This window comes from Oceanospirillum maris DSM 6286 (assembly GCF_000422865.1).
In the GTDB taxonomy this organism is placed as follows: Bacteria; Pseudomonadota; Gammaproteobacteria; order Pseudomonadales; family Halomonadaceae; genus Oceanospirillum; species Oceanospirillum maris.
On the sequence record NZ_AUGW01000003.1, the window covers coordinates 121,241 to 133,868 of the forward strand.

General features: G+C 47.2%; 11 protein-coding genes. 9 read left to right on the forward strand and 2 right to left on the reverse strand.

Annotation, left to right across the window (positions count from 1 at the left end):
* Nucleotides 1-14: 14 nt before the first annotated feature.
* The 9 genes from G517_RS0100540 (at nucleotide 15) to G517_RS17185 (ending at nucleotide 10,608) form a co-directional block, all read left to right on the forward strand.
* Complete coding sequence (locus tag G517_RS0100540) at nucleotides 15-1,673, forward strand: DNA translocase FtsK 4TM domain-containing protein (RefSeq protein ID WP_028302768.1); 1,659 nt, start codon at nucleotides 15-17, stop codon at nucleotides 1,671-1,673.
* Between the two features lie 26 nt (nucleotides 1,674-1,699).
* Nucleotides 1,700-2,347 (forward strand): outer membrane lipoprotein periplasmic chaperone LolA, encoded by a 648-nt coding sequence (gene lolA, locus G517_RS0100545; RefSeq protein ID WP_051205778.1) that lies wholly within the window; start codon nucleotides 1,700-1,702, stop codon nucleotides 2,345-2,347.
* A gap of 18 nt (nucleotides 2,348-2,365) precedes the next feature.
* A complete protein-coding gene (locus G517_RS0100550; protein ID WP_028302770.1) occupies nucleotides 2,366-3,694 on the forward strand; it encodes a replication-associated recombination protein A in 1,329 nt (442 codons plus the stop codon).
* Nucleotides 3,695-3,903: 209 nt separating this feature from the next.
* Nucleotides 3,904-4,458 carry a hemerythrin domain-containing protein gene (locus tag G517_RS0100555; RefSeq protein WP_036589970.1) on the forward strand — a complete coding sequence of 185 codons (555 nt, stop codon included), beginning with the start codon at nucleotides 3,904-3,906 and terminating at the stop codon, nucleotides 4,456-4,458.
* Nucleotides 4,459-4,728: 270 nt separating this feature from the next.
* Entirely contained in the window at nucleotides 4,729-5,106 is a 378-nt protein-coding gene (gene crcB / locus G517_RS0100560) for a fluoride efflux transporter CrcB (protein WP_028302772.1), read from the forward strand.
* 34 nt (nucleotides 5,107-5,140) lie between these two features.
* Nucleotides 5,141-6,415, forward strand: coding sequence for a serine--tRNA ligase (serS, locus tag G517_RS0100565; protein WP_028302773.1), 1,275 nt, complete (start codon nucleotides 5,141-5,143; stop codon nucleotides 6,413-6,415).
* A 171-nt stretch (nucleotides 6,416-6,586) separates the two neighbouring features.
* Nucleotides 6,587-8,029 (forward strand): siroheme synthase CysG, encoded by a 1,443-nt coding sequence (gene cysG / locus G517_RS0100570; RefSeq protein ID WP_028302774.1) that lies wholly within the window; start codon nucleotides 6,587-6,589, stop codon nucleotides 8,027-8,029.
* Nucleotides 8,030-8,128: 99 nt separating this feature from the next.
* Nucleotides 8,129-8,623 (forward strand): peptide-methionine (R)-S-oxide reductase MsrB, encoded by a 495-nt coding sequence (gene msrB, locus G517_RS0100575; protein ID WP_028302775.1) that lies wholly within the window; start codon nucleotides 8,129-8,131, stop codon nucleotides 8,621-8,623.
* A 311-nt stretch (nucleotides 8,624-8,934) separates the two neighbouring features.
* On the forward strand, nucleotides 8,935-10,608 hold the full coding sequence (locus G517_RS17185; protein WP_051205780.1) for a methyl-accepting chemotaxis protein: 1,674 nt from the start codon (nucleotides 8,935-8,937) through the stop codon (nucleotides 10,606-10,608).
* A 36-nt stretch (nucleotides 10,609-10,644) separates the two neighbouring features.
* Here the strand turns inward: G517_RS17185 and G517_RS0100585 are convergent, their stop codons facing one another.
* Both G517_RS0100585 and G517_RS0100590 read right to left on the reverse strand, forming a co-directional pair.
* A complete protein-coding gene (locus G517_RS0100585; RefSeq protein WP_028302776.1) occupies nucleotides 10,645-11,334 on the reverse strand; it encodes a response regulator in 690 nt (229 codons plus the stop codon).
* A 133-nt stretch (nucleotides 11,335-11,467) separates the two neighbouring features.
* Nucleotides 11,468-12,607, reverse strand: a complete 1,140-nt coding sequence (locus G517_RS0100590) for a 5-(carboxyamino)imidazole ribonucleotide synthase (RefSeq protein WP_028302777.1) — start codon at nucleotides 12,605-12,607, stop codon at nucleotides 11,468-11,470.
* Nucleotides 12,608-12,628: the final 21 nt, after the last annotated feature.

A 12,628-nucleotide genomic window follows, 5' to 3' on the forward strand; every position in this document is an offset into this window, starting at 1 on the left:
AGGGTGGATGTTTCATGACAACAGACGAACAACCTTCATCGAACAAGCCGTTTGAGACCGATCACCTACTTGCAGACCGTATTCGTAATGGAGCCCGTGAATGGGTTGTTATTCTAGTGCTAGGACTGTGCAGTCTTATTGTATTGGCCCTAGCAAGCTTTGACCCGAATGATGGCGGTTGGTCCAGTAGCCGTTCTCAAGGTATGCCTGAGAACCTGCTGGGGCGTTTTGGTGCCTATTTTTCAGATCTATTGCTCAGCTTTTTAGGCTACTCCGCCTATATGATCCCTATGGTGATGCTTTACTATGCATTCCACCGTATATTTTTCAGAGGTGAAAGAGAAGAGCTAGTAGGGCCGCAAGAAGAATGGCAGGAAGAACAGAACACAGAGCAACAGGAGATCGGCGGCAGCGCGCTTGGTCTGCGCGGCTTAGGGTTTGTCGTTTGGGTCTGCGCTAACGCAACTCTTGCAAGCTTGCACTTTTTCCAGCCTGACAGTCTATTGCCCAGTGGGCCAGGTGGCGTGGTAGGTGAGGCATTTACCAGTTTATTTCAGTACAACCTAGGCCTGATGGGCGCAACCCTAATAATGCTAGGCCTTTGGATGATCGGCTTTTCATTATTAACGGGCTGGTCCTGGCTTTTGATCATAGACACCTTAGGTTTTCATGCTGAAACCAGTACGATCAAGGTGTTTGAATGGCTACGACAGGAAGCCCGCGATTCAAGCGCAGGCTTACCTGAACAGTTCTCTGCACCGGATACCAGCCAGGTATATCGACGTAAGATAAGTGAACAATTTGGAAACGGTGACGGACTAGGAAATAGCGCCGAAAGCAGCGAGCTTAAGAATAAACCCGAAAGCATTTCTGAAAAAAATGATCTTGAAAATCAAGACGATGCTTTTTTCACACCATCGTCATTCACCACTACGCCATTAACACCAGCTCCCTCAATGGCTCCATTTACACCTGTTTTGATGCCGGATTCTTTTCCCCAAGAAGAGATTGATACGGAGTCTCAGGATGGTCATCAAGGTGATAGTCAAGATAACAGCCCCTCGCTTCAAGCCGATGCGAACGAGCATGGCCAGGCAGATATTCATGACAATGATCCGGCAGTATTCTACGACGAGCCTCAAGAACAAGAGCATTGGTTTCAACGCCTTAAAAACCAGCTCCCCCTGCTGCCGCCTATTTTCAGCCTAAAAGAGCCCTATAAAACCCCACGACCAAGCTCTGAACGTATATCTGAACGCATTGAGCCAGAAATTTCATTTCCATCTGCCTTTATTCCGGTAGATGAGCCAGAATCAGAACCCCATTTAGGCTTCAGCGAAGACAGAGCTAAGGCAGAGTCCCTTAGCGATAAAACAGAGAGAGCACCTGAAACCATAGAAAGCCTTGAGATGGAAAATCCTGAAATAGAACGCGATGAAATGGAAAGCTCTGAGATAAAGGATTCGGAAGTAAAAGGCTGGGAAATAAAAACCTCAGAAACAAAAAGCATTGATAAAAATATCAATCAGGATATCGAAAACGAAAGCCCCCATGATTTACCGGAAGATACGGCCTCTACATTGAACGGATGGGGAGAAAGTGGTGTCTCAGAAGAAGGCGGTATCTCGTTTGAGAGCTTAGGTAAAAGCCCTGATCTTAATCGTCATTCATGACTCATAGCATCTTAGTAAGGAATTATATGCAGCGTTTTGTATCGTTTTTTATGGCGTTTTCTTGCGCTTTCTTTTTCGTTATGGCCCTTCAGGTTTCCTCTGTACAGGCTGCTGCAACGCCCGTTGATCAGCTAACAAGGTTACTGAAAAACATGGCCAGCCTAGATGCTAATTTCCAACAGCGTATTTTGGATGCAAAAGGTGGCCGCTTACAGGAAGTGTCCGGCCACTTAAGTTTGGCCCGTCCGGGGAAATTTTATTGGCGTACCGAGACACCGTTCCCTCAAACCGTTGTTTCTGATGGTGAAACCCTTTGGCTGTATGATCCTGATCTGGAACAAGTCAGCATTCAGACCCTTGACCCAAACCAGAGCAGAACACCAGCTATGTTATTGAGCGGTGATATTGACGCTATTGAGCAACGCTTTATCGTCAAACTCACCCGAGACAGCGAACGCTTCCAAGAGTACTTACTGGTGCCTATTGAGCAAGACTCGCTCTTTGAAGAGTTGCGTTTGAGCTTTACAGGCGGTCAGCTATCCAGCTTGCTGCTGTCTGATAGCCTAGGCCAGCGCACATCCATTGAGCTGTATGATACCCAGCTTAATCCTTCGTTGCCGAATGACCGTTTTAGCTTTGCGGTACCGGAAGATGTTGATGTTATTTTGCAATAAACGGGAACGCTACTAACAATGGATCTTTTTGCTGAAGAGCCTAAATGGCAGCCCCTAGCGGCTCGAATGCGCCCAAAAGCCCTAGATGAATACTGCGGTCAGCAACACTTACTGGCTAAAAATAAGCCCTTGCGTCAAGCCATCGAACGTGACCAATTACACTCAATGATCTTTTGGGGGCCGCCGGGGGTAGGTAAAACAACCCTGGCCCGTTTGATTGCAGAACTGACAAAAGCGCGCTTTGAAAGTATCTCCGCCGTACTTTCTGGGGTAAAAGAGATTCGGGCAGCGGTAGAACGCGCCCAACAAACCCGCGCCCACGGCGGTAAAACGCTGTTATTTGTTGATGAGGTACATCGCTTCAACAAATCCCAGCAGGATGCATTCTTGCCCTACGTGGAAGATGGCACCTTTATTTTTGTCGGTGCGACAACAGAAAACCCCTCCTTCGAACTCAACAACGCCCTGCTTTCCCGAGCTCGGGTATATGTTCTGCGCCGCTTAGAAAATGCAGACTTAGTTGATGTATTGCGCCGGGCGTTAAGTGACTCTGAGCGAGGTCTTGGCCAGGAAGCACTACAGGTTACCGATGAGCATCTGGAGTTATTAGCTAAAGCCGCTGATGGCGATGCCCGCCGTGGACTTAACTTACTAGAGGTTGCCGCTGATTTAGCAGAGGATACCGATCAAGGCCGCAGGATTAATGCTCAAGTTATGTCCGAAGTGCTGGCGGAAAGTACGCGGCGTATGGATAAAGGTGGCGATCTATTCTACGAGCAGATCTCCGCCCTGCATAAATCAGTACGAGGCTCAGCGCCGGATGCTGCTCTATACTGGTTTTGTCGCATGTTAGATGGCGGCTGCGACCCTCTTTATATCGCAAGGCGGGTCGTGCGTATGGCGAGTGAAGATATTGGTAATGCAGACCCTAGGGCTTTACAGCTATGCTTAAGCGCCTGGGATGTTCAGGAGCGTCTTGGCAGCCCAGAAGGTGAACTGGCGGTGGCTCAAGGGATTCTTTATTTGGCCTCTGCACCAAAAAGTAACGCTGTCTACAAAGCTTATAATAAAGCCCGTGCCCATGTGACTGAAACCGGCAGCTTTGATGTGCCCGTTCACCTGCGCAACGCACCCACCAAATTAATGAAAGGGATGGGCTTTGGCCAGGAGTACCGTTATGCCCATGACGAACCCGACGCCTACGCAGCCGGTGAAAACTACTTTCCAGAGGCGTTAGCCGATACCCGTTATTATTTCCCCGAACATCGAGGCCTTGAGCAAAAAATCGCCCAAAAGCTGGAGTGGCTAGCGGAAAAAGATGCCGTTAGTGATCGAAAACGATATTAATACAGAGATCAAAAACGACACAAGGATCAAAAGCGATGGCTATGACCTGTGCCTCCTCCCCTAGCACCCTTAAAAAATATCAGGCATTTTTGATATAGGTCACTCCTCATTTCACCAAGGGTGACTATATTCGATAGAGACGCGGAATTAATCAATACGCATAATCGCCCAAGCGATTGCCCTCTCTACCGGATACACAGGAGGTGATCATGAGTCATATCATGTCACAACTGCATTTAGATCATTTGAATCTCAGCCGTTTATTAAATGTTTTAAAAGATAAGCTTGATCGGCTTAAAGCAGGTGAACGACCGGATTATCAGTTGATTCTGGATGTTGTCACCTACATTGTTGATTATGCCGACGCCCACCACCATCCTCTTGAAGATCAAATCTACGATCATGCCATTGCGCACTACCCTGACAGCCAGCCAGTACTAGAGGCCGTTGAGCAGGAACATAAAGTGATTCGCCACGACACCCATGAATTCCAACAGCTCATTAACAGTATTTTAATGGATAGCATTGTGTCGATGGATCTCTTTAACCAGCAGCTTGAAGACTTTATACGCCAACAATACGATCACCTTAACCAAGAAGAGGGCAACGTATTTCCTCTATTGGAGAAAACACTTCAGAACAGTGACTGGCAACAGCTTGAAAGCCGTTTACAGCACCATGATGACCCTTTGTTTGGTGAACATGTCGCCCAGGAGTATAAGCGTTTGTACAAATCACTCACTCAGTCTGATGCGGCGGCATAACCTCAATCACTGCTAAATATTAACTAAAAATAAGCTGATAATTGACGATGAACGGGCTGAAAGCTCGCTAATTGTTAACAAGTCGATGGATGAATCAAGCAATTCAGCCATATATCTTATGGATATCCTGCAATAATCCACCTCAAGGGCTTTGGTTAAGCCCTGCTTTTCACTACAATGACCCCCTTTAGATTTCCGTGATCCAATCAATACTCGTTATTTAGCCTAATGATGGCTAAACCATGATTAAACCTAAAACAAGGGGGCATCATGAATCAGATGTTAGCCGTAGCCATTGGCGGAGCATTTGGGGCTATGGGGCGCTATTGGGTGGTAGGGCTAGTAACGCAGTGGCTTGGTCGAGGTTTCCCTTATGGCACGCTGACCGTCAATATTGCGGGTTCTGTGCTCATTGGCTTTTTGTATACTGTTATCGTGCAGCAACTCAAGCTAGAGCCCCATGGTCAGGCAATACTGATGGCCGGATTTACAGGGGCATTCACCACCTTTTCCACTTTTGCACTGGAATCATTGAATCTTTTTCAAAGCGGACGGATATACGCAGCGCTGTTATATATAGTGCTTAGTGTCGCTTGCTGTTTAGCTGCGGTAGCCGTCGGCATGTGGTTAGGCAAATATTTTGCCTAACCGAGAATATGACTGAAACTAATGGGTAATCAAAATGCTTGATCCAAGGCTGATCCGTACGGATCTGGACGCTGTTGCGGAAAAACTGAAAATTCGCGGTTTTAAACTCGATTCAGCTCGCTTACAGGAGCTGGAAGCGCAGCGTAAAGCGCTGCAAACCGAAACTGAACAGCTTCAGAATGAGCGCAACACGCGATCCAAAGCGATTGGTAAAGCCAAAGCCTCCGGCGAAGATATTCAGCCATTACTAGCAGAAGTTAGTGATATGGGCGACCGTTTGGATGCAGGCAAACAAAAGCTGGCAGAGCTCCAAGAGCAACTCACCGACCTACTGTTAACCTTGCCGAATATCCCACATGAATCCGTACCGGCGGGTAACAGCGAAGATGATAACGTTGAAATACGTCGCTGGGGCACACCAAAAGAACTGGCCTTTGAGCCGAAAGATCATGTGGACCTAGGCGCACCTAACGGTCTGTTGGACTTTGAAACTGGCGTAAAAATCACCGGCTCACGCTTCGCGACCATGCGCGGTGACCTGGCGCGCCTACACCGCGCCCTAACGCAGTTTATGCTGAATACCCATACGGGTGATCACGGCTATACTGAAGTGTATGTGCCTTACATGGTGAATAAAGACTCACTACGTGGCACAGGCCAGCTGCCTAAGTTTGAAGAAGATCTATTTAAACTGCAGGGTGAAAGTGAATATTATTTGATTCCAACGGCAGAAGTCCCTGTAACCAACATGGTACGTGACGAGATTTTGGCCGCTAAAGATCTACCCTTGAAAATGACCGCCCATACGCCATGCTTCCGTAGCGAAGCGGGTTCTTATGGTCGTGATACCCGAGGTATGATCCGCCAGCACCAGTTTGAAAAAGTAGAAATGGTGCAGATCGTTGAGCCGTCTAAATCTTACGAAGCTTTAGAAGAACTTATCGGCCACGCTGAAAAGATTCTACAGCTGCTTGACCTACCCTACCGCGTTGTTAACCTGTGTGGCGGCGATATCGGTTTCTCTGCCGCTAAAACCTATGACATCGAAGTTTGGTTGCCAGGTCAGCAGAAATACCGTGAAATCTCATCATGCTCTAACTTTGAAGATTTCCAAGCCCGCCGTTTGCAAGCGCGCTACCGTAACCCAGAAACCAACAAGCCAGAATTACTGCACACGCTTAACGGCTCTGGCCTAGCGGTTGGTCGTACACTGGTTGCAGTGATGGAAAACTACCAAGATGCCGAAGGTCGTATCCACGTACCTGAAGTACTACAACCTTATATGGGTGGTGTAACGGTTATTGGTTAATTGATTCCCAATAAAGTCTATCACCGACAGAACGGCCTGTGCTGAAAAGCATGGGCCGTTTTTTTTAGACAAAAAACCAGCATAAAAGATATAAAAGACAACTTGTATATTTATTTTTGTTATAAGAAAATAATATAGACCTTTATTTGACCTGCCTGTGAGACCCGTTTAATGAAAATGCTTCCGTTAATGGCCAATACCCAAGAGTTTGGCGCTGTTGTGATTGGTTATGATGATGTGGCACGGCGTAAGCTACAGGCACTACTACGGGCGGAAGCTCGGGTGACAGTGGCAGCATCTCAGCCACTGTGTGATGAACTGAGGGCTTTGGTTGCAAAACACCATATACAAGAAGTGTCTGTGGAGCAGGCCTTAAGTCAACAGGAGCAATTTCCTCTGGTTATTCTGGTGGAGGGTGAGCCTGCTCAACTAAAAGCTCAAGCAATGCGTTTAAAGGCTCAGGGGCGCTTAGTTAATGTGGCGACGTATCCTGAATGGTCGAATGTTTCTCTACCTTATTTGATTGATCGTCATCCGGTAATGATCGCGGTGGGATCAACCGGTGAGGCACCGGTGCTGGCACGTATTATGAAAGCGCGACTGGATGCCCTTATTCCTCGCTCATTTGGCCGTTTAGCGCACCTGGTTCACCTTGGCAGTGAGCGTGTAAAAGCTTTGTTTCCAACACTGAAACAGCGTGAACGTTTTTGGTCTCAGCAATTGGAAGGTGCCGCCGGAGAATTAATGCTGTCCGGTCGGGAAGAGCAATCAGAACAGCTACTGAGTAATAATTTAGCCACTGCGGAAAGCCAAGTTAACCCATTATCTGCAGTTGTAGGTGAGGTCTATCTGGTGGGCGGTGGCCCTGGTGACCCTGAGCTACTGACGTTACGTGCAGTACGTCTAATTCAGCAGGCCGATGTGGTGCTGTACGATCGCTTGGTTGCCCCTGAAATTGTAGACCTGTGCAGGCCCGATGCTGAACGCATCTATGTGGGTAAAGCCCGTTCAGATCATGCGGTGCCTCAAGGGGATATCAACCAGTTGCTCGTTGAGCTTGCCTTACAGGGGAAGCGAGTACTGCGTTTAAAAGGCGGAGATCCTTTTATCTTTGGCCGAGGTGGGGAAGAAATCGAAACACTTAGCCAAAACCGAGTACCCTTTCAGGTAGTGCCGGGAATTACTGCGGCCTCTGGCTGCGCCGCTTATGCGGGCATTCCGTTAACCCATCGGGATCACGCCCAGTCCGTACGCTTTGTTACCGGTCATTTGAAAGATGGCAGTACAAACCTACCTTGGTCAGAATTAGCCATGCCCGCACAAACTCTTGTTTTTTATATGGGTTTGGTTGGTTTGCCAGAGATTACTCGTCAGTTGATCGCCCACGGACGCTCAGCGGATACGCCAGCGGCTCTGATTCAACAGGGAACAACTCGGAACCAGAAAAACTATATCGCAACCCTTGGCACACTAGCAGAACATATTGCGGATAAAGCAGTAGAGCCACCATCATTGATTATTGTGGGTGAAGTTGTCTCACTACACGACACACTTAACTGGTTTGACCCCGAACAGGCCGGTGGCAGCCAAGGCTTTTGGCAACGAAAGCATTAAGATTGGCTCAGATGAATATGGCCCTGCATCCAGTTACGCCGACACGACGTATATACTCTAAACCCTTTCTTATGCGTAAGAGATAATGAGGAGTAAGAGATGAAACGTCGTACTTTTTTACAGGCTTTAGTTGGATTGCCTGCGGCCATAAGCTTCGTGCCCTCTGTTGAGGCTAGCCATAAACCGGATCATCGTATTACGCCATTAAAGCTGAGTGAAAAAGAATGGAAGGCTCGCCTCAGCGATCAACAGTTTTATGTCCTGCGAGACGAAGGCACCGAACGGGCTTTTTCGAGTCACTTGAATGATGAAAAACGTGAAGGAGAGTACCGTTGTGCAGGCTGTGATCTTGCACTGTTTACCTCTGATCTAAAATTCGATAGCGGTACAGGATGGCCGAGCTTCTATACCGTTATTAAAGGGCATATTGATACCTCTACCGACTTTAAACTGATTTACCCTCGTACCGAATACCACTGTGTACGATGTGGAGGACACCAAGGACACGTGTTTAATGACGGCCCTCAGCCAACAGGGGAACGCTGGTGCAATAATGGCGTTGCTCTGCGTTTTGTACCCAAAGAACAGATATAGAAAGATCAGGCATAAGTGAGCAAAGCTTTGCTAGATTGATAAGCAACAGAAACATCTGAAACCGTTTGTGAAAACAAGCGGTTTTTTGTTGCCTGCTATTTGCTTTTGTCATCGTTATTGTGCGCTGCATATATAAATTACGACTAAATGTCCATGAATAATGCCATTATATTTTGTTTCTTGGACTAAAGTAGTGAATATACACATGGTTTCAAGCTTTATGATGAAGCGACTTAATAATAAGAAAGCATTTCTAAAATAATTACAAAAATAATACATTTTCCTGTGCAGGCAGGTGGAGCAGAATTGATATGAGTTTAGCTGCGAATCAAAAAGTAATACGAGGGGTTTTGGGGATACCTATTCTCGGAATAATTGGCTACGGCATCACGTCAGGGAGTATTTCGTTAGGGATAGGCATCGCTTTAATCGTAACAGCCCTTATCCCTATTGTTGGGATGATAGCAGGGGCCGGTGGTGGTCGCTCTCACCCGATATTAAACAACTTACTAAAGCTAGATGACGTTTCAACAACAGACCTTACCGAAGCTAGAAATATGCTACAGCAAAGAGGCATGGCAGGTTCATCCATCAGCCGCTTTGTGGGAGGCTATGCCAAGTTGCGTCAAATGGCAGAAGCCTTAGGCGGCACTGCCAGTAAAACAGCGATCGCAACCGCTGAGGTGTCTTATTTAGCCGATCAGATGGGAAAGCGCCTGGATACTCAGCAGGGTGAGGTTGAAACCGTAGCCACCCGAGTTGAGTCCATTACAGTGACCATGCATCAGGTATCGGTCAACGCTAGCAGCGTAACAGAGCTGGCAACTCAAGCTAAAGAATATAGTTTTACAGGCAGAGACGAGCTACAAGAGGCGATCACTCAAATGCGTGATATTAGCGCACGCACCGATCATGCCTTAGAACTGATTAACCAGCTCAATGAAAAATCTGGCCGTATTCAAGACGTTACTCGTGTGATTGAAGGGATTGCTGAACAGACCAACCTTTTAGCGTTAAATGCAGCGATTGAAGCCGCCCGAGCAGGGGAACATGGTCGTGGCTTTGCGGTAGTCGCAGATGAAGTACGTAACCTTGCCAGTAGAACCGCAGACTCAACCCAGCAAGTAGGGGATATTGTTCAAGAGATTCAATCCAGCACTCAAGAAGTGGTGACAACTATTGAGGATTTGGTTTCCCGCATCAATTTTGGCTCTGAAAAAGTTGAAACCGTAGGTAATCGCCTTGGCGATATGGCTGCCCAGTTCGACGAAGTTGAAAATCAGATCAGTGGTATTGCGGATGCGGTGGTTCATAGCCATGAGCATATCGAGGATATCTCCCGCTCTATCACCTCTTTAAAAGAAGAGGTGACGGAAGGTAATGACCAAATGCACGACCTTTCCCAGCAAGCAGAAAGTCTAATGGCGGGTGCTGAAACCATTACTGCAGAGCTCGCTCGACAAGCCTCTGCGGGACAACACCGAGAGTGCTATGCCGCATGCCGCGCTGCCGCATTAAGTGTGCAGCAGGCTTTTGAGAAAGCGATTAAAGATGGCACCCTAAGCCAAGACGATCTGTTTGATCGCAACTACAAACCCATCCCAGGCACCAGCCCGCAAAAATACTCGACCCGCTTTGATCAGTTCACTGACCGAGTATTACCGGCGATACAGGAGAATACATTAAACAGTAACGGCTTTGCTTATTCGATTATGATTGATGATCAGGGCTATGTACCCACCCATAACAACCAATACAACCATAAAGAAACAGGGAACCCCGAGGTTGATCTGGTAAAAAGCCGCAGTAAGCGACTCTTCAATGATAAAACCGGTATCCGTGCCGCCCAAAGCAAAGAAAAGCTGTTACTACAAACCTATAAACGTGACACTGGAGAGGTGTTACACGATCTTTCTGTACCTGTAGTGGTCAATGGACGTCACTGGGGTAGTTTCCGTGTGGGCTATTTACCTACAAACCGTTAACTCAATTTACCTACTTAATTTACCTATAAACAATGGCTAACGGCGTAAATAGTCTTCAACGTTAATATCCCGTGCAGCAATCACCGCTTGAATCCGGTTGGAAACCCCTAGTTTACGCAAGATGGCAGAGACATGAGCTTTTACCGTTGTCTCTGCAATGGATAGGGTGTAAGCGATCTGCTTATTAGATTCACCTTGAATCATATGCTGCAGCACAATAATTTGACGGCGAGTTAAGGATGACAGTAACTCAGGGTCAATAGCATCCGCTTGCTTTTGCTGTCGCAGAGCTTGAGCGCCGGATAAAGCTGTCGTGGAAGGGGTATCCCCTCGAATAATATCAGATGGTAGGTAGACACTACCGGCTAGAATCTGTTCTAGTGCTTTTTGCATTTGCTCTCTTGGTGATGATTTCGTGATAAAACCAACCGCCCCGAAGGTAATGGCTTGCAATACCACTTTTTTATCTTCCTCCGCAGAGACAATAACCACAGGAATAGAGGGCGCAGCCTCTCTCAATTTCATTAAGCCTTGAAAGCCATCCATACCATCCATATTGAGATCAAGCAGCACTAAATCAATATCATCATCGTCACTCACCTGCTTGAGGGTATCTTCTAGGTTGCAGGTTTCAATAATGTCGCTATCTGGGTAACGGCTACGAACAACATTAGCGATGGCTTCTCGAAAGATAGGATGATCATCAGCGGTAATTATTTTATACACGACAGATCCCTTGTTTATTATCATTCATTAGAATGCTAATAAGCATAATACAAAAAAACCGCGAGGCCAGTCGCGGTTTTTTTTGTCGCACCTTACGCACTTGGGCTAGAAAACTAGATCTGCCCGCCTATGCTTAGCCTTGAGGGTAAACTTTGGCTAAAGTCGCTTTAAGCTGTTCATCTAGCGCTTCATAGCTATCAGCGACCAAGTTGATATGCCCCATTTTACGACCTGGGCGTAGACTCTTGCCATAGCCATGTAGCTGTTGTTCGCTATCGACCAATACCGTCGGCTGAATATCAACACCCAATAGATTCACCATACCACTGATTTTCAGCGCTTGGGTATTACCAATCGGTAAGCCGGTAATTGCCCGTAAGTGGTTGTTAAATTGACTGCTGATGCAACCAAGCTGCGTCCAATGCCCAGAGTTATGAACCCGTGGGGCCATTTCATTAACGACTAAATGATCCTGACCGTTGCTAGCCTCTTCATTTACACCCTTGCCTTCCGTCACAAAGAACTCGATCGCAAGTACACCTACATAGTTTGAGGCGGTCAGTAGCTTATTACCGATCTCTTCTGCTTGTTGCTGCAATTCTGGTGTTAGGTTCGGGGCTGGAGCCTTAGAGGTGAGCAACGTGCCTGAACGGTGTAGATTTTCGGCCAGAGGGTAGAATCGAACATCACCCTTTGCATTACGCACAGCGATCAAAGAGACTTCACGTTTGAAATCAACAAAACCTTCCAAAACGCAATCCAAACGGCATACGTCTTCGTCTAAAGCCGCCGCATCTTCGGCGGTTTTAATACGCCATTGGCCGTAGCCATCATAGCCACCAGTACAGGTTTTCAGGATGGCAGGATAACCAATGACCTCTAGGGCCTCTAGAATATCTTGGCGGCTGCCGGTACGACGGTAAGGCGCTACATCAACACCTTGCTCATTGATCCAGCTTTTTTCCAGTCCACGATGACGGCAAGTCTCTAGCATTTTAGGATCAGGGTAAACAGGACAAAAAGCCTGTAGAGCCTTAAGGCGTTCTGTATCAACCGCTTCTTTTTCCACGGTGATGACATCTGGCTCGCCTAGCGCGCGATATAAAGCTTCAGCGTCTGGATAGTCTTCATCGTAAACGACCTCACCAAGGCTTTGAATGGGATCAAGAGAGTCGCCTTGTTGAACCAAATAGCGAAATTCAATACCCATAGGCCAACCAGATAAAGCCATCATGCGAGCCAATTGGCCGCTACCGACAACGGCAACTTTCATTATGTCATCCTCGTTCTTTCA

Excerpts from the sequence above, each read along its gene's own strand:
- G517_RS0100540 (WP_028302768.1), top strand. The coding sequence starts at position 15 with ATGACAACAGACGAACAACCTTCATCGAACAAGCCGTTTGAGACCGAT.
- lolA (WP_051205778.1), top strand. The coding sequence starts at position 1,700 with ATGCAGCGTTTTGTATCGTTTTTTATGGCGTTTTCTTGCGCTTTCTTT.
- G517_RS0100550 (WP_028302770.1), top strand. The coding sequence starts at position 2,366 with ATGGATCTTTTTGCTGAAGAGCCTAAATGGCAGCCCCTAGCGGCTCGA.
- G517_RS0100555 (WP_036589970.1), top strand. The coding sequence starts at position 3,904 with ATGAGTCATATCATGTCACAACTGCATTTAGATCATTTGAATCTCAGC.
- crcB (WP_028302772.1), top strand. The coding sequence starts at position 4,729 with ATGAATCAGATGTTAGCCGTAGCCATTGGCGGAGCATTTGGGGCTATG.
- serS (WP_028302773.1), top strand. The coding sequence starts at position 5,141 with ATGCTTGATCCAAGGCTGATCCGTACGGATCTGGACGCTGTTGCGGAA.
- cysG (WP_028302774.1), top strand. The coding sequence starts at position 6,587 with ATGAAAATGCTTCCGTTAATGGCCAATACCCAAGAGTTTGGCGCTGTT.
- msrB (WP_028302775.1), top strand. The coding sequence starts at position 8,129 with ATGAAACGTCGTACTTTTTTACAGGCTTTAGTTGGATTGCCTGCGGCC.
- G517_RS17185 (WP_051205780.1), top strand. The coding sequence starts at position 8,935 with ATGAGTTTAGCTGCGAATCAAAAAGTAATACGAGGGGTTTTGGGGATA.
- G517_RS0100590 (WP_028302777.1), bottom strand. The coding sequence starts at position 12,607 with ATGAAAGTTGCCGTTGTCGGTAGCGGCCAATTGGCTCGCATGATGGCT.